The organism is Martinezella lusitana (assembly GCF_900094565.1).
In the GTDB taxonomy this organism is placed as follows: Bacteria; Pseudomonadota; Alphaproteobacteria; order Rhizobiales; family Rhizobiaceae; genus Rhizobium; species Rhizobium lusitanum.
The window spans coordinates 162871-178640 of record NZ_FMAF01000003.1 but is presented as its reverse complement, the minus strand read 5'-3'; the positions used below and the strand labels follow the sequence as shown (position 1 = coordinate 178640).

General features: G+C 61.1%; 17 protein-coding genes. 6 read left to right on the top strand and 11 right to left on the bottom strand.

Annotated features, from left to right (window positions below; all coding sequences use genetic code 11):
* The first annotated feature begins 42 nt into the window (after positions 1-42).
* Together GA0061101_RS07155 and GA0061101_RS07150 are read left to right on the top strand one after the other, a co-directional pair.
* Complete coding sequence (locus GA0061101_RS07155; RefSeq protein WP_037195333.1) at positions 43-318, top strand: type II toxin-antitoxin system ParD family antitoxin; 276 nt, start codon at positions 43-45, stop codon at positions 316-318.
* Entirely contained in the window at positions 308-613 is a 306-nt protein-coding gene (locus GA0061101_RS07150) for a type II toxin-antitoxin system RelE/ParE family toxin (RefSeq protein WP_081938715.1), read from the top strand. The genes GA0061101_RS07155 and GA0061101_RS07150 overlap by 11 nt, the downstream gene beginning before the upstream one ends.
* Before the next feature lie 20 nt (positions 614-633).
* Here the strand turns inward: GA0061101_RS07150 and GA0061101_RS07145 are convergent, their stop codons facing one another.
* The 3 genes from GA0061101_RS07145 to GA0061101_RS07135 all read right to left on the bottom strand — a co-directional run bounded on the left by GA0061101_RS07145 (position 634) and on the right by GA0061101_RS07135 (position 3614).
* Positions 634-1140: a MarR family winged helix-turn-helix transcriptional regulator gene (locus GA0061101_RS07145; protein WP_037195331.1), complete on the bottom strand. Its 507-nt coding sequence runs from the start codon at positions 1138-1140 to the stop codon at positions 634-636.
* Between the two features lie 24 nt (positions 1141-1164).
* Positions 1165-2754, bottom strand: coding sequence for a phytoene desaturase family protein (locus tag GA0061101_RS07140; RefSeq protein ID WP_037195329.1), 1590 nt, complete (start codon positions 2752-2754; stop codon positions 1165-1167).
* 77 nt (positions 2755-2831) lie between these two features.
* Entirely contained in the window at positions 2832-3614 is a 783-nt protein-coding gene (locus GA0061101_RS07135) for a cyclase family protein (protein WP_037195461.1), read from the bottom strand.
* A gap of 399 nt (positions 3615-4013) precedes the next feature.
* On the opposite strand from GA0061101_RS07135, the gene GA0061101_RS07130 reads away from it, so the two are divergent.
* Positions 4014-5582, top strand: a complete 1569-nt coding sequence (locus tag GA0061101_RS07130; RefSeq protein ID WP_037195327.1) for a phytoene desaturase family protein — start codon at positions 4014-4016, stop codon at positions 5580-5582.
* 97 nt (positions 5583-5679) lie between these two features.
* Positions 5680-6195, top strand: a complete 516-nt coding sequence (locus GA0061101_RS07125; protein ID WP_037195324.1) for a MarR family winged helix-turn-helix transcriptional regulator — start codon at positions 5680-5682, stop codon at positions 6193-6195.
* Positions 6196-6204: 9 nt separating this feature from the next.
* Here the strand turns inward: GA0061101_RS07125 and GA0061101_RS07120 are convergent, their stop codons facing one another.
* The 7 genes from GA0061101_RS07120 to GA0061101_RS07090 form a co-directional block, all read right to left on the bottom strand.
* On the bottom strand, positions 6205-6879 hold the full coding sequence (locus GA0061101_RS07120; protein WP_037195322.1) for an amino acid ABC transporter permease: 675 nt from the start codon (positions 6877-6879) through the stop codon (positions 6205-6207).
* A 95-nt stretch (positions 6880-6974) separates the two neighbouring features.
* Complete coding sequence (locus GA0061101_RS07115; protein WP_037195320.1) at positions 6975-7772, bottom strand: ABC transporter substrate-binding protein; 798 nt, start codon at positions 7770-7772, stop codon at positions 6975-6977.
* A gap of 81 nt (positions 7773-7853) precedes the next feature.
* Entirely contained in the window at positions 7854-9062 is a 1209-nt protein-coding gene (locus GA0061101_RS07110; RefSeq protein ID WP_051963385.1) for a pyridoxal phosphate-dependent aminotransferase, read from the bottom strand.
* 189 nt (positions 9063-9251) lie between these two features.
* On the bottom strand, positions 9252-10034 hold the full coding sequence (locus GA0061101_RS07105; protein ID WP_037195318.1) for an HpcH/HpaI aldolase family protein: 783 nt from the start codon (positions 10032-10034) through the stop codon (positions 9252-9254).
* A gap of 180 nt (positions 10035-10214) precedes the next feature.
* Entirely contained in the window at positions 10215-11495 is a 1281-nt protein-coding gene (locus tag GA0061101_RS07100; RefSeq protein WP_037195317.1) for a cysteine desulfurase-like protein, read from the bottom strand.
* 124 nt (positions 11496-11619) lie between these two features.
* The gene (locus tag GA0061101_RS07095; protein WP_037195457.1) at positions 11620-12348 is read right to left on the bottom strand and encodes a GntR family transcriptional regulator; all 729 of its coding nucleotides are present in this window, start codon (positions 12346-12348) and stop codon (positions 11620-11622) included.
* A gap of 80 nt (positions 12349-12428) precedes the next feature.
* Positions 12429-13388 carry a DMT family transporter gene (locus GA0061101_RS07090; RefSeq protein WP_037195315.1) on the bottom strand — a complete coding sequence of 320 codons (960 nt, stop codon included), beginning with the start codon at positions 13386-13388 and terminating at the stop codon, positions 12429-12431.
* Between the two features lie 140 nt (positions 13389-13528).
* Here GA0061101_RS07090 and GA0061101_RS07085 point away from each other — a divergent pair, with 140 nt between their 5' ends.
* Entirely contained in the window at positions 13529-14290 is a 762-nt protein-coding gene (locus GA0061101_RS07085; RefSeq protein WP_037195314.1) for an AraC family transcriptional regulator, read from the top strand.
* A gap of 3 nt (positions 14291-14293) precedes the next feature.
* On the opposite strand, the gene GA0061101_RS07080 is transcribed toward GA0061101_RS07085, so the two are convergent.
* Complete coding sequence (locus GA0061101_RS07080; RefSeq protein ID WP_037195311.1) at positions 14294-15160, bottom strand: sigma-70 family RNA polymerase sigma factor; 867 nt, start codon at positions 15158-15160, stop codon at positions 14294-14296.
* A 133-nt stretch (positions 15161-15293) separates the two neighbouring features.
* Here GA0061101_RS07080 and GA0061101_RS07075 point away from each other — a divergent pair, with 133 nt between their 5' ends.
* Positions 15294-15752, top strand: a complete 459-nt coding sequence (locus tag GA0061101_RS07075; RefSeq protein ID WP_037195310.1) for a carboxymuconolactone decarboxylase family protein — start codon at positions 15294-15296, stop codon at positions 15750-15752.
* Positions 15753-15770 lie beyond the last annotated feature (18 nt).

The following is a 15770-nucleotide window of genomic DNA, read 5'->3' as shown; positions in this document are numbered from 1 at the left end:
AATAATTGTGTGCTATGATGGGGCGAATTGAGGATATCTGCCATGCGCACAAGCAAGCCGATTACTGTCACGCTCGGAAAGCAGCAGCATCTTTTGGATGAGCGTCTTGAGACAGGCGCATATGAATCTGCCAGCGAAGTTATCAGGGCTGCGCTTCGGGCTCTTGATCGTGAGGAGGCTGCAGTGAATGCGGTCGTTCGCGCCAAGATTCGTGAAGCACTGGAGGATCCTGCCCCTGATATTCCGGTTGATGATGTCTTTGCTGAATTGCGCGCTTATCATCTGGAACAGGTGAGAACCGACAAGCGTGGTTTATAAGATTGTTTTCAGACCGGCAGCACGAGCCGATTTGAAGGCGCTCTATAGTTATATTGCCAAACAAGCCGATCATAGGGTCGCTGGTGCTTATATCGACCGAATGGAAGCATCATGTCGCTCACTTGCAATTTTTCCTGAGCGTGGCACCGTCAGAGATGACCTTTTCCCGGGTGTCAGAGTCATAGGTTTCGAGCACCGTGCATCGATCGCTTTTATTGTCGAAGCAGACACCGTGCGCATTTTACGTGTGCTGTACGGAGGACAAATGTTTCCGAAGGATTGGTCGGCTGAGTAGCTGGCCGTCAGCTTTGCTCGTCAAATCTCATGCTTCCTGATATTATGCAGCACCTTGTGCAGCGTCGAAATAAATGCGCGATATTCGGCCTCCTCGACGCCGTCGAACATCTGCAGGAACAGGTCGTACATGGTCGGCCACACCTTCTCGAAGGCGGCGCGGCCTTCTTCGGTGATGGAAACGTCGCGGATGCGCATGTCCTCGGCGCGTGGCTGGCGGCGGATGAAGCCCTGCCGCTCGAGCGAGTCCAATGTGCGGCTCATCGTCGATTGCTCGGTGACGGCGAAGACGGAGAGTTCGTTGATCGTAACGCTGGAGGAGACGCTGAGCACGGCAAGCGCCCGCATCTTGGCGGTCGTCATGTCGTATTCGCGCAGCTCGTCCGACAGGTTGGCGTTCCAGCGGGCCATCAACCGGTTCATCAGATAGGGCGCGAAGTGATTGAGGCCTATTTCGCCCATGGTCGGACGTTTTACGGGCTCCTCCCGACTACGCCTTAAAACAGTGCCTGAAAATCGCTCCTCCATCGACGATACTCCTCCTGAAACGTGTTACTTCAGCGATGATGCGAGGAGGAAGCCTGAGCCTCCGCCGAGCCCGGCTCCCGGGTGCGCCGAGGCGCCGATATGGTATAGGCCTGATATGTGGGTGCGGTGGTTAACAGATGACTTGAAGGGGCGCCAGATGAAAAACTGGTCCAGGCCGCAATAGCCGCCATAGGGATCGCCGCCGACAAGGTTCACGTTCATGGCTTCCAGATCACCCGGCGAATAGGCGCGCCGCGCGAGCTTTATACCGGAGAAATTCTCGATATGGCTTTCGAGCAGCGCCTCGACGCGGTCGGCATAGCGCTCGCGCACCTCTTCCGTCCAGCAGCCGTCCTTCGGCGTTGCGATCTCGCCCGCGGCGTCTCCCTTGATATGGCGCGGCGCTTCGGGAAGCTGCAGCCAGAGGATCGATTTACCCTCCGGTGCGCGGCTGGGATCGAGGGAGGCGGGCTGGCCGACGCAGACAGTGGGTTCAGCTGGCAGCAGTCCGCGCTCGCATTCATTGGCGGCGCGGGAGACACCGTCGAGACCAGGCGTCAGATGCAGCAGCGCCACCTTGCCGAGCTCGGCATCGGCCTTCCAGCGCGGCGGCGCGGAGAGGGCATAGTGGATCTGCATGTCGCCCTTGCCGTAGCGATAGCTCGCAACGCCGGCCTTGATCTCTGTCGGCAGCGGGTCGGGCCAGTCCTTCATCAGCCGTTCGTAGAGCTGGTTGGGCGTTACCGAACATATCACGCCGGCCTTGGCTTTCAGCGTTTCGCCCCCTGCAAGGCGCACGCCGTCGGCGCGGCGATTGGCGCCGGGAATGATGGCTTCGACGTCGGCGCTGATGCGGATCTCGCCGCCATTATCCTTGATCAGCCGTTCGAAGGCCGTCAGCAATGTTCCCGCACCGCCCTTGACGATCGGCGCGCCGCCAAGCTCCAGCGCAAAGCCGATGACCTTCAGCATTTCGGCGGAATAGGCGCTTTCGGGCCCGAGGCCGCAATGCAGGACCCAGGGTGCCCAGAGCGCATGAATATCCTCGGAGCGATAGCTGGTCTCCAGATAGCCGCGGGCCGGTGTCAGGGCTTCACCGAACCAGGCCGCAAGCTTGCGCAGGCCGCGATTCCAGCCTTGGCCGGCAACGTTTTTCAGGGTCGATCCCGACCAGAGTGCACCACCGAGCAGGGAAAACAGGAAGGGGGCATCGGCGGCGAGCGCGTCCATCTCGCGAGAGAAGGTCTGCCCGTCGCCGAGCGACAATTCATCGAAGGTGGCGATGTTCCGTCGCCTGTCCTTGGAAAAGATCACATGCGAGCCATCCGGCCTCAGCACGCCTGTGGGAAGGTCGGCATGGGCAAATTCCAGGCCGCGGGCCTCGAGATCCTTGCCGATGGCGCCATAGGCCGGCGAGGTGAGGAACAGTACCATGGTCGTCGCCATGACGTCGTGGATGAAGCCGGGCTCGGTGATCTCCTCTGTGCGCAGACAGCCGCCGATGCGGTCGTTGCGCTCGAGGAGGAGCACCTTGTGGCCCTTCTTGCCGAGCATCGCGGCCGCGACAAGCGCATTTATGCCGCTGCCGACGATGATGTAGTCATGATCGCCCATTGCCGTTGCCCCTCATAGGCAAGGAGTGTGGAAAGGAGGAGCTTAATTCGCCCCTGGAGTCCAGCCTTCCCAACCTATCATGCGATAAGTGCCAGTGCACGGACCGGTGAACCCGTGCCCTTGACGAACTTCAGCGGTGCGGCGATCAGCACGGCGCCCTTGGCGGGGAGCTGATCGAGATTGGAGAGGCTGGCGAGGCCATAGCGGTTGGCCTTGTGCATGAGGTTATGGGCCGGGAAGGGCGGGTTCATTCCGCCGGCGGAACCGGCGTCGGTACCGATGGTTTCCGAGCCCCAGCCGATAATGCCCTTGGTCAGAAGATATTCGATCGCCTCGGCGGTCGGGCCGGGAGAATGCGGGCCGCTCTCATCGGCGTTCAGGAAGGTTTCCGTCGAGCCGTTGCGCTTGTACCAGTCGGTGCGCAGCAGCACCCAGCTGCCGGCCTCGATCGCGCCATTCTGTGCTTCCCATTCCTTGATGCTGTCAACCGTCAGCAGATAGTCCGGATTGGCGGCGGCTTCCTTCGACCGGTCGATGACGTTGACCGGTGCGACGAAATTCTGCGTCGGTATGGTGTCGGTCGTGTTGTTCGGATTGTCCTTGCCGGTGATCCAGTGGCAGGGGGCGTCGAAATGCGTGCCAGTATGTTCGCCGAGTTCCAGCCAGTTCCAGGCCCAGAAGGGGCCGTCCTCGTTATATTCCGAGATCGTATGGACCTTGACCGACGGCGTGTTCTTGCCGAACTGTGGTGGCAGGTAGAGTACCGGTGTTTCAGGGCCGAGCGGCGCTGTGAGATCGACGACCTTGATGGAGCCTGAAAGCAGGGCCGAGGCCAGGCTGGAAAGTGTGGTGGCGGTCATAAGTAGCGTTCCCCTTGTTGTCGCCTGATCCCATGCGAAGAGCCGCATTGCGGGCCTTCCGTCCAGGATCGAGCTTGAAGCCTTCATCGCCATGCGCAGGGGTGCCTTTCCTCCAGGCACCGGGTCCGCGCGGCGGCGGAATGAAGGGAGCCTATGTTACAATATATGATATTGCAAGCATTCCGGCATGGTCTCCAGGCCCAAAATCGACCCATATCCGGCGGGCTAGCGGGTGTTTGTAAGGCGCTGAAACTAAACGTGAATCTCTGAGGTTGATTGCGATTATACTACTCAAGATTGTTTCTTTTCTTTACGATTCGCGTTGATTGGTACTTGAAGCTTAAAACTCAAGATGTATGCATGTGACAATAATAATCACCGGCGAAAGAGGGGCAATCGATGAGCTATGATGCGATCATAGTGGGGGCGGGCCACAATGGCCTGGCAGCGGCGGTGCATCTGGCGGCGAAGGGCTGGAAGGTTGCCGTCATCGAGGGCAATGCCGAGCCGGGTGGAGCGGTGAAAACCCGCGAGGTGACGCTTCCGGGCTTCCGCCACGATCTCTGTGCCATGAACCTCTCCATGTTCGCCGGCTCGGCCTTTTTTGCGCAATACAAGAACGAGCTTTCGGCCGAAGGTCTCAATTTCGTGCCCGCGGCGGATTGCTTTGCCAGCGTCTTTCGCGACGGCACCTTTCTCGGCGTCAGCACCGATCTCGAAAAGACCACCGGCGCCATTGCCGACATATCGCCGCAGGACGCAGCTGCGTGGCGGCACATGCTGTCGGAGTTCGGTGCGGATGCGCCTCATATCTTCGGCCTGCTCGGTTCGCCGATGCCTTCGATGGCGGCCGCCAGGGTCGTTTGGAAGGCATGGCGCGAAAAGGGAAGCGGCTGGCTGTACGACACGGCGCGCATGCTGTTTGCCTCGCCGCGCGACTTTCTCGACGCCCGTTTCCAGAACGCCAAGCTCAAGACGATGATGGCTGCCTGGGGGCTGCATCTCGACTTTGCGCCCGATGTCGCGGGTGGCGCGCTGTTTCCCTATCTCGAATCCATGGCCAACCAGGCTTTCGGCATGGTGATCGGCAAGGGCGGGGCCGATACGATCGTCAAGGCGATGGCGGCCGTGCTGAAAAGCAAGGGCGGCGAGCTTATGCTCGGGACGCGCGTCGACAAGATCGTCACGTCAGGTAAGAAGGCGACCGGCGTCATCCTCGCCGACGGCCGTCGCTATGAAGCCAGGCGCGCCGTCATTGCCAATGTCCATCCGCAGATCCTGTTCGGCAAGCTTCTCGATCGGGAGCCGTCGCGCCAGGAATTCGATAACAAAGTCTCGCGCTTCCGGGCTGGTCCAGGGACGATGATGATCCACCTGGCGCTGTCGGGGCTTCCGGACTGGACGGCGGGCAAGGCGCTCCAGAATTTCGCCTATGTCCATATAGCGCCAGATCTCGAGATGATGTCGCGCGTCTATGCCGAGGCGGTGGGCGGCTTGTTACCCGCCGAGCCGGCCCTTGTGGTCGGACAGCCGACGGCCATCGACCCGTCGCGCGCTCCGACCGGGCAGCATGTGCTCTGGATCCAGGTGCGTGTCCTGCCGGCGGAATTCCGCGGCGATGCGGCGGGGGAAATCAGCGGTGCGAACTGGGACGAGATCAAGGATGTCTACGCAGAACGCGTTCTCCATATCGTCGAGCGCTACGCGCCCGGCCTGCGCGGCAAGATACTGGGACGATCCGTGTTTTCGCCCCTCGATCTCGAACGGGAGAACCCGAATCTCATCGGCGGCGACAATCTCTCCGGCAGCCATCACCTCGACCAAAACTTCCTGTTCCGACCCGTCGCGGGCTACTCGCGCTACAGGACGCCTGTGGGGTCGCTGTTCATGTGTGGGGCCTCCACCTGGCCCGGCGCGGGCACCGGCGCCGGTTCCGGTTTCATGCTGGGGAAAATGCTGGCCAAGTGACGACCAACGGACTTGACGCGTAAACCTTTGACATTTCAAATGTCGGCCCCTAGATCGTTCATATAAGCAATGCAAAGCGGTGGGTTTAGCTGACGTGATGACAGAGCCTGAGAGTGCAGCCGTCGACCTGGAAATCATTGTTCAGGGAGCGCAGGAAGGCAAAAAGCAGGAGCTGCGACTCTGGCTGCGCATGCTGTCGACCACCAAGCTGGTCTCGCAGGAAATTCGTCGCCGGCTGCGCAACGAGTTCGGCGCGACCCTGCCGCAATTCGACCTGATGGCGCAGCTCTATCGCGAACGCGACGGCCTGCGCCTCGGCGAGCTTTCCAAGCGCACCATGGTCACCAACGGCAATGTCACAGGCCTGGTCGAGCGGCTGGAAACGGACGGGCTGGTCTTGCGCGTCACGCCTGACGGCGACCGGCGCGTGACGGTCGCGAAGCTGACCGCGAAGGGCGAGACGATCTTCGGCGCCATGGCTGTCGCCCATGAAGGTTGGCTGCGCGATATGATGGCGGATGTCGATCCCGCCATCGTCAGCGAGCTCTGGCAGGATATCGGCGCGGTGAAGTCGTCGGTGAGCAACCACCTTTCAGGCGGTGACTTCGATTGATGGCCGGCTCTATCGGGCCCGCTCGCTTTTGAACCTCTTTTCGAGCACGCTGACGAGACGCACCATCGGCCAGAGCAGGATGATGTAGATCAGCGCGGCCATAATCAGCGGCGAGGGATTGGCGTAGAAGCCCTGAGCGTTCTGCCCCTCTTTCAGAAGTTCCGGCAGCGCGACGGTCGAGGCAAGCGACGTGTCCTTGAACATGGAGACGCAGTTGCTGGTCGTCGGCGGAATGACGATCCGCACCGCCTGCGGCAGCACGACCTTGTAGAGCGTGATCAGGAACGGGATGCCGAGGGCGGCGGCCGCCTCGAACTGGCCGCGCGGCACGCTTTCGATGCCTGAGCGGAAGACCTCAGCCGAGTAGGCAGCCAGCACGATGGAAAAGCCGAGGATCGCCGACCACCAGGCCGAAAAGCTGATGCCGACGAAGGGCAGCGCGTAATAGATCAAGATCAGCACGACCAGCATCGGCATGGCGCGCATGATGTCGATGTAGGCAATCATCAGCATTTGGAGCGGCTTCGGTGCATAGAGGCGGATCAGGCTGACGATGAGGCCGGCGGAGACGCCGATGACGATGCTGACCACGCCAAGCGCGATGGTCATCCAAAGCCCGCGCAGCAGTTGAGGGAAAGCCGAGATCATGACGTCGGAATTGAAGAAGGTATCGACGAAAGACATTGGCACTCCCGTGTACGAGACGAAGATAGGATTTCCTTACATTTACGCCGGCCGCAATGGCCGGCGTAAGCGCTATTTCGTAGATGATCTTTTGATCACGCCTTGGGGATAGGCAGTTCGGTGACGGTGGAGGAGCCGGCGGGCGCCTTGCTGCCGAACCACTTCTCGTGGATCTTTTCCAGCGTGCCGTCCTTCTTCATCGCGGTGATGGCGTCGTTGATCTTGGCGACGAGCGGGGAGTCCTTGGTCATCATCAGGCCGTATTGTTCGCCGGTCTTGATGCGATCCTTGATGGCAAAGCCCTTCGTCTTGACGAAGAGATACTGCATGCCTGGGATATCGCTGACGACGGCGTCAATGCGGCCGGCACCGAGATCGAGGAACATGTCCTGCTGGGAGTTGTAGCCCTTGACGTCGGCGAAGCCCTGGGCGGCCTTGTTGTCGTTGACCCATTTTTCGCCCGTCGAGCCGGACAGCACGCCGACGGCCTTGCCCTTGAGATCGGCAAGGTTTTTGATCGCGCTGCTTTCCTTGGCGGCGACCCCCATGTCGGAATCGTAATAGGGCTGCGTAAAGGATTGCGACTTGAGGCGTTCCGGCGTGATTGTTATGGACGAGATCGCCACGTCGATGCGCTTGGAGCTCGTTGCCGCGAACAGGGCCTGGAAGCCGTAGTCGGCAATATTGGTCGTCATGCCGGCGCGCTTGGCCGCTTCAGTGACGATGTCGACCTCGAAGCCCTCGAAACCGCCCTCGGCGGTCTTGTATTCGAATGGCGGATTGTTCGGATAGGAGCCGACATTCAGCACATCGGCGGCATAGGCGAAGTGGCTTCCGCCGGCGAGGCCAACGGCGGTCGCAAGGACCAGCAGACTGCGACGAGTAATATGCATTTTCTTAGTCTCCCTCTGGTTATGGCTGCGGGCATTCCTCTTACCCGCGGGTATTCCCGCCCGCCCGCCTGGGCGGCCGTGTCATGTCATCGCATCGACCATGCGGTCGAGGGCGATACGCATCTGTTCTGTTTCGCGGAAGGTGCACATGCGCAGGAAGGCGCGGGACGATTCACCGAAATGGTATCCGGGCGCCAGGCCGACGCGCGCCGTCTCCAGAATGCGCTCGCAAAGTACGGTCGCATCGGCTTCTCCCTGCAGCGCGAAGAAGGCGTACATGCCGCCACGTGGCTTTTCCGGCAGGATGATGCCCGGTATCTGCGGCAGCTTTTCATAGGCAAGGTCGAGGCCGGCCTTGATCCTGCCGCGGATCTCGGCAACCAGCGGCTCGCCTTCGCGCAGTGCCGCCGCTGCTCCCGCCTGGACCATGGCCGATGTGCCGCTGTTGACATATTGCGTCATCGCACCGAGCTGGTCGGCGATCGCCGACGGATGCGTCAGCCAGCCGACGCGCCAGCCGGTCATCGCCCATGCCTTCGAAAAGCTGTTGATGGCAATCACACGATCGCCGTCTTCGGCGACCTGCAGGATCGAGGGCGCGATTTCGCCCTCGAAATAGAGGCGGGCATAGACCTCGTCGGAGATGATCCAGATGCCGGTACGACGGCTGAAATCCAGCAGGGCCTGCATCTCCTCGCGGGATGCCGTCCAGCCGGTCGGATTGGAGGGGGTCGACAGGAAGATCGCGCGGGTACGGGCATCGCAGCGGGCAAAGAGCTTGTCGAGGTCGAGGCGCCAATCGGTGTCGAAATCGAGCGATACAGACCGGGGCTCACCACCGATCAAATGGATGGCGTTATGAATGTTTGGCCATTGCGGCGCCACGTAGACGACATTGGTGCCGACATCGACGAGCAGTTCCAGCGCCATGTAGAGCGCCTGCATGCCGCCGGGAGCGACCGTGGTGCGCTCGATCGGGATGGGGCGTCCATGCCAGTGGGTCTGATATTCGGACAGCGCCTCGTTCAGCGTCTGGAGGCCGCGCATGTTCGGAACGTAGAAGGTCGCACCATCGTCCAGCGTCTTCTTTGCGGCGTCGCGGATGAAGGCCGGCGTCACGATGTCGCCTTCGCCGAACCATAGCGGGATGACGCCGCCGAGTTCGCGGGCACGCTTGGCGAGCACGGCAATATTGTCGGTGCGCATGTCGCGGATCTGAGCGCGGATGCCTTCGAGGGCATCGCGGCCGCCGAGCGCGTTCGGCAGGTTATGCTGCGGCAGAAGAGACAAGGAACTTCCCCTCGGAATTCGGTGTCGAAGGGACGATGCGATTGCAGAGGCCTGCGCTCGGATTGCCCTTCATTTTCGAATGGTTATCCAAAAACGAGTGCATTTCAAGGATAAAGTTTAAGCTTAAAAAGTCCGCCCCTTCATCCGGTTCATCTATGGGTGGCGCACATCTTAAAGCTAAGGAATTGTTCATTTTTCCGCGACTCCCAAACTACTCTTGTGCTTCTTCGCCTCGATGACACCGGCGGTCAGGCCGGCGCCGAGATACATCGTGTCGCTGGCCAGCAGGAAGAAGCTTATCCCTGCCGCCGACCACGTGCCGACGTCGTCCGGTGTCGGGCGGAAAATGCCGACCGCGCGGCCGGCGGACAGGGCTGTTTTCACAATGGTCCGGATGGCCGCATCGAGCTTGTCCTTGCCTGCCGGACCCATGGCATCGATCGAGACCGAGAGATCGCCGGGGCCGATGAAAATGAGATCGACGCCGTCGACTGCGGCAATATCGACGATATTCGCCAGCCCTTCAGCCGTCTCGACCTGAATGGCCAGTACCAGCTCGGCATTGGCCTTGGCGAGATAATCCGGGATGCGATAGCCGTATGCGGCCGCACGGCCCGGACCGACGCCGCGCGCACCGAGCGGCGGATAGCGCATGGCCCGAACGGCAGACCGAGCTTGCTCCGCCGTCGAAATCCGCGGCACCAGAACGCCGGCTGCTCCTGCATCCAGCACGGCGGCGATGTCTTCCGCCGCGTGGCCCGGCACACGGACCATGGCGGGAACGCGATGGACGTCGGCGGCGCGGATCAGATCCTCGATGCGCTCGCGGCTGATTTGCGAATGTTCCCAGTCGATGCAGAGGAAATCGACGCCGGAAGCGGCGATGACTTCGATGGCGACCGGATGCGGGATGGCCGCAAACGTGCCGATCAGCAGCTCGCGCTCGATACAGTTCCGGCGGAAATCGCTCATCCTTTTCCTCACATTTCAGCGGTCATCTCAATGAGGGATAGACCGAAAAAACCTAGCTGCGAAGCGGCAATCTGCTCTCAACTCAGGCAGCGTTCCGTGCCGTTGCCGGTTGGGGTCGACGGCACGGAGGCATTGCGGTGGCGGAGTTGTTCGGGCGCCGCCATCGCTCATGGGCGCGGCTTATCTGCGTCGCGCCATGATCTCAGTCAGGACGGAGTCGAAGCGGGCGATCTCTTCGACCTTGTTATAATGCACCAACGACACGCGGATGGCGCCTGTTTCCATGGAAAGACCGAGGCGTTTCATCAGACGTGGTGCGAACATATGGCCGTCGCGCAGGCCGATGCCGGCTTCGCCCATCTCTGTGGCGAATTCCTGCGGCGTGATGCCAGGCATGTTGAAGCAGATTGTGGGAACGCGCCGCTCGAGGCGGGCCTCATCCGAAATGCCATATATGACGGCGCCGTGGCGCTTCAGGACCGCTATCATCTCCCGAGAGAGCATCAGCTCATACTGGCGGATCGCGCCCATGGCCGCAGCTAGGGCTTCCCGACGGCTATGGTCGCCGGTCGGGAGGAAACGCCGGCCGAGGCCTTCCAGATATTTGACCGCGGCGTTCATGCCGGCAACATTCTCGTAGGTGAAGGTGCCGACCTCGATCTTATAGGGCGGCACGTCAGGAATGAAGTCTTCCTTGAATGTGGGAAGCTTGACCAGCGCGTCGTAGCGGCCCCAGAGGAAGCCCATGTGCGGCGAGAAGTTCTTGTAGCCGGAGCAGACGAGATAATCGCAGCCCCAGGCCTGAACATCAATCAGGCCATGCGGACCGTAGTGAACGCAATCGAGAAAGGTCTCGGCGCCGGCCGCATGCGCCAGTTTGCAGACGGCGGCGACATCGACGATCGTGCCGATGGAATGCGCTGTCACGGTGCAGGCAACGAGGCGGGTCTTATCGTTCAGGAGCGGCTTCAGATCCTCGGGATGCAGCGTGCCGTCCTCACGCATGCGCCACCATACGATCTTGGCGCCGTCTGCTTCCAGGGCGAGCCAAGTGGCGATGTTGGCATCGTGATCCATGTCGGTGATGACAATCTCGTTGCGCTCGCCGAGAAGCTTGGCGATGCCGAGGCTCACCAGGCGGATGAAGGAGGTGGCGTTCTGGCCGAAGGAGATTTCTTCCGGTCTGTAAGCATTGACCAGCATGGCGACGCTTTCGCGTGCTTCATCGAGATTGCGGTCGACGCCCTGGCTGTGCTGGTATTTCGCCATGCGCTGGACGTTGAAATCGATCAGATGGTTGGCGACCGCATCGACCACCGTCTGGGGGACCTGCGACCCGCCTGCATTATCGAGAAAGACGAAGTCGCCGGCCTTCTGGATAGCCGGAAACAGGGCGCGGATCTCATCGACCGGAAAGCTGTTATGACCGGCAAATTGCGACGTGGAAGGGGCGGAACTCATGGGGATCTCGCTCTGAACGATGGGATTGAAATCTGTATTTTGATCATTTGATCACAAAATACTTTAAGGTTCAACCAAATTTCGCCTGACGCCGGCCGCAAGTTAATTGTCGACGGTTCGCAGGTTAGCGGCGGGATGCCGAGCCGGATCCCTTGCTTCGTGGCTCGTCCTGCGTGACCGGGCAATAATCGCGCAGAATTTCGTGTGTGCGGCGAATGTCGGCGACGACCCCGTCGCGGGCAGCGGCAAAATCGCCGGCCTTCAGGGCCTCGACAATCGGAACATGCTGGCCGGCGGGATCAAGCTCCCCGCTGCGCATCAGGGGCTCGACCGAGGCGGATAGCATGCGCATATAGGGGCCGAACCGCAGCCATAATGTTTCGATGAGCTGCAGCAGCACTTCCGAGCCGGAGGCGCGATAGATTGTGAAATGGAACTGCTGGTTCTTCGCCATCAGATCGTAGACATTGCTGCCAAGGCCGATTGCGTGTTGATCGACGGCGATGCGCTCGAGCGCGGCGATGTCGGTCGGGGTGAGATTGGGTATGCCGAGCTCAGCGGCCAGCCCTTCCACGGCGATGCGGGCGCGGCAGAGATCATCCAGTCGGGCAAGTGTGACCATCGGAATGCGGGCCGAGCCGTTGGCGGCGACTTCGAGCGCATTTTCGGCGGCCAGCCTGCGCAGGGCTTCGCGGACGGGCATGTTGCTTGTGCCGAAAGTCTCGGCGAGCGAGGCGATGGTGAGCGTCTGGCCGGGATCGAAATTACCGGCCATCAGCGCGTTTCTGAGCTGCTGGTAGACGCCCTCCTGGATCGTCGTTCTGGAGGACACCGGTTCCAGGGCTATGCGCACGCTCGTTTCCTTTTCGCTTGGGGACTCATTCATGGTAGAACGAAGGACAGGCGAATGGAAAGCGTTTCGCGGAGAAGTGCTCAGGCTTCCTCCGCTTCCCAGTCTGCTTCATCGGCTGCGGGTGCCGCTTGATCGCTCGCCGTCGGCGACTTTCGCAGACCAAGGCCGACGCCGATTAGGGCGAGCGCGCCGCCGATGGCATGATAGGAATGCAACTGCTCTCCGAGAAGCGCCCAGGCAAGTGCCGCGACCACGATCGGCAGAAGATTGATCAGCAGCGAGGTGCGACTGGCGCCGAGTTTCTGGATGCCGATCATCCAGCAGAGCGGGGCGACAAGCGACGTCGGGATCGCCGCATAGAGGATCAGCGGCAGATTGGCCGTCGTGACCGGCGAAATGTCACCCATCAGGAAAACCGGGATCAGCAGCAGCGTCGAAAAGCCGATCTGCCAGAAAAGCTGCTGCCAGATCGGGATCGGCATTGCCCAGCGTTTCAACATCACGCCATAGAGCGCGTTCGACAGCACGGCGATGATCATCAAGCCGTCGCCGATATGGAAGCCGCCATTTATTAATCTTGTCGGGTCTCCCTGAGACGTCAGATAGATGAGCCCAATCAGCGAGATGGCGCCGCCTGCGAGGCTGGAAGCGCTCAGTCTTTCTCCGGCGAGCAGACTAGCGAAAAACGTCGACAGCAATGGCATCAAGGCGAGCATGACGCCCATGTTGACGGCCGAGGTGGTCTTGGCCGCCTCATAGGCAAGGCTCTGGTAGATCACCATGCCGAGGGCTCCGAGGATGGCGAGCTTCAACCAATGCTCGCGTACTAGCGCGCGGTTGCGCCATGCCGCTCGGCCGACAAAGGGCAGGAGCACGACGAAGGCGAGCAGCCAGCGATAGAAGGAGATGGAGCCGGGCGAAATCAGGCCGGCGGATGCCTTGGTGACGACGGTATTGCCGGACCAGATCAGCACGGTGAGCAGCGGCGCAAGTCCGGCCACGCTGACGACGGATGCGGATGAGTGCGGCTGGGTGCTCATGGAATGGTCTCCCGACGTCATTCTGGCTTCTGTACTAAACGAGGCATGGCGGACTTCGTTCACCACTGGGATATCCTTCTACTCTTTGTCCGAATTTTGGTATATAACGAGATTAGGACAATCGGTAGCGAAATGAGGACATGCCGGACAGGCTTCCACGCATTGAGGGCGATCCGCCGCGCCCCGTTTCCTTTCGGACGGAGAACTATAGAGCGGGCACGGTTTTTCCGAGGAAAAGCCAGCCGTGGGGTGAGCTCAACTATGCGCTGGTCGGCGTTTGTGAGTTCGATATTCAGGGCGTGCCCTATCTGTCGCCGCCGCATTACGCCATCTGGCTGCCGCCGGATACGATGCATGGGGCGCATAACCGGCATGACCTGCGCTATGTGACCGTCTATGTCGAGCGCGCCCTCTGCGCCGATCTGCCGGGCGAACCTTCGACGCTGAGCATCAGCCCGCTGCTGAAGGCGATCCTGGCGGATTTCGCGGCACGGGATATCACTTTGCCTGAAACGTCCGAGGACTTGCGGCTCGCACAGGTTCTGGTCGATCAGATCCGCCTGGCGCCACGCTGTGAAAGCTATCTGCCGCTTTCCGACGACCCATTGCTCGGCCCGGTGCTCAGCGCGTTGCAGGCCGATCCGGGCGATCGGCGCTCCCTGGCGGAATGGGCGCGCAGGATGGGGACGACCGAGCGTACGCTGTCGCGTCGATGCCAGGATGATCTCGGCCTTTCCTTCAACGAATGGCGCCAGCGGTTGAAGCTGGTCGCAGCCCTGGCGCTGATCGAAGCCGGCGAGCCGGTGTATCGGATTGCATCGCAGCTGGGCTACAGCAATGCCTCCGCCTTCATCGCCATGTTTCGCCGGCTGACGGGCACGAGCCCGACACAGATGCGATAGGTTTCATGGCTCGATCAACACGATATCGAGCCTGCGCAGCTGTTGCGGATCGGCCATCGCATCGATGGTCGTGACCATGCCGTCTTCGTTGACGGTGAAATGTAGGGCGATACGCAACTGCCCACCGATAACCACGATGGCGCCGACCGCGCCATCGATGACGGCGAGCCGGGCTGCCTGCGCGCGGCCGTTGAAGGTTTTGGCGACGTCGACACGCCCGCGGATTTCCCCGACTGATCCCATACGCGCCGCGACGGCATCCGGGCGGAAGACTGCCTCTGGATCGAGAACGGCGAGCAGCGCGTGCATGTCGCCTCCGCGCGAGGCGGCGAAGAAAGCGTCTACGACATGCCGCTGGCGGGCGAGGTCGGCTTCCATCGAGACGGACGTTTCCTGCACGCGATGGCGGGCGCGGCTTGCAAGCTGGCGTGTCGCAACCGTGGTCCGCCCGACGATCGGGGCGATGTCATCAAAAGACACGTCGAACATGTCATGCAGAACGAAGGCAAGTCGCTCTGCCGGGTTGAGCTTCTCCAGAACGACCAATAAAGCAAGGCCGACGGAATCGGCCAGCAGCGCATCCTGCTCGGCCTCGTGGGGCACTGCCGGCTCGGGGATGAGGACCGTCAACGGCTCCTCGCGACGCGATTTGCGGGCGCGCAGCAAATCGAGACAGATGCGTGCGGTGACCGTCGTCAGCCAGCCGCCGAGGTTTTCGATTTCGGACCTATCGGCCTTGAGGAGACGGAGCCATGCTTCCTGCACGGCATCTTCCGCCTCCGTCCGCGAGCCGAGCATGCGGTAGGCGACGGCGCGCAGATGCGGCCGGTTCGCCTCGAATTTTTCAGCCTGCCAGTTTTTTCCGTCCATCGGTCACATTTCCTCATCGTGTTCCGTCAAACCCATGACGAATGCAGTCCGGCCGGTGTGACACAAGATCGACAGGAAAATTCATCGTCAAGATCGAGGCCATCGTGGCGCCCGAACAATCAGAGGACAAAACATGCAAGCTCGTATGCAGAACCCCGCCGTCATCCTGCCGGAAACACTGCAGGCCCTTTTGGCCGTCAGCGCTTCCATTAGGGATCGCGGCCTTTCTGAAAACACAATCGACCTCGTGCATCTGCGCATCAGCCAAATCAACGGCTGCAGCGTCTGCACCGACATGGGCTTTCGCAAGCTGCAGAAAGCGGGCGAAACGATGGAGCGCATCGTCGGGGTCTCCGCCTGGCGAGAAATGCCCTATTTCTCGGACGCCGAGCGTGCGGCCCTTGCGCTCGGCGAGGCAGTCACCCGGCTTGCCGACCGGCCGGATGCCGTCAGCGACGAGGTCTGGAACGAGGCTGCCCGACACTATGACGAGAAGGCGCTGTCCGCCCTGATCGTTGCGATCGCGATCGACAATGTCTGGAACCGGTTGAACGCAACGGTTCGCCAGCAGGCGGGAGCCTCCTGGAACTGAGCGGTCGCGAGAACCTGG

Excerpts from the sequence above, each read along its gene's own strand:
- GA0061101_RS07075 (WP_037195310.1), top strand. The coding sequence starts at position 15,294 with ATGCAAGCTCGTATGCAGAACCCCGCCGTCATCCTGCCGGAAACACTG.
- GA0061101_RS07140 (WP_037195329.1), bottom strand. The coding sequence starts at position 2,754 with ATGGGCGATCATGACTACATCATCGTCGGCAGCGGCATAAATGCGCTT.
- GA0061101_RS07085 (WP_037195314.1), top strand. The coding sequence starts at position 13,529 with ATGCCGGACAGGCTTCCACGCATTGAGGGCGATCCGCCGCGCCCCGTT.
- GA0061101_RS07125 (WP_037195324.1), top strand. The coding sequence starts at position 5,680 with ATGACAGAGCCTGAGAGTGCAGCCGTCGACCTGGAAATCATTGTTCAG.
- GA0061101_RS07120 (WP_037195322.1), bottom strand. The coding sequence starts at position 6,879 with ATGTCTTTCGTCGATACCTTCTTCAATTCCGACGTCATGATCTCGGCT.
- GA0061101_RS07155 (WP_037195333.1), top strand. The coding sequence starts at position 43 with ATGCGCACAAGCAAGCCGATTACTGTCACGCTCGGAAAGCAGCAGCAT.
- GA0061101_RS07080 (WP_037195311.1), bottom strand. The coding sequence starts at position 15,160 with ATGGACGGAAAAAACTGGCAGGCTGAAAAATTCGAGGCGAACCGGCCG.
- GA0061101_RS07100 (WP_037195317.1), bottom strand. The coding sequence starts at position 11,495 with ATGAGTTCCGCCCCTTCCACGTCGCAATTTGCCGGTCATAACAGCTTT.
- GA0061101_RS07105 (WP_037195318.1), bottom strand. The coding sequence starts at position 10,034 with ATGAGCGATTTCCGCCGGAACTGTATCGAGCGCGAGCTGCTGATCGGC.
- GA0061101_RS07145 (WP_037195331.1), bottom strand. The coding sequence starts at position 1,140 with ATGGAGGAGCGATTTTCAGGCACTGTTTTAAGGCGTAGTCGGGAGGAG.
- GA0061101_RS07115 (WP_037195320.1), bottom strand. The coding sequence starts at position 7,772 with ATGCATATTACTCGTCGCAGTCTGCTGGTCCTTGCGACCGCCGTTGGC.
- GA0061101_RS07135 (WP_037195461.1), bottom strand. The coding sequence starts at position 3,614 with ATGACCGCCACCACACTTTCCAGCCTGGCCTCGGCCCTGCTTTCAGGC.
- GA0061101_RS07130 (WP_037195327.1), top strand. The coding sequence starts at position 4,014 with ATGAGCTATGATGCGATCATAGTGGGGGCGGGCCACAATGGCCTGGCA.
- GA0061101_RS07090 (WP_037195315.1), bottom strand. The coding sequence starts at position 13,388 with ATGAGCACCCAGCCGCACTCATCCGCATCCGTCGTCAGCGTGGCCGGA.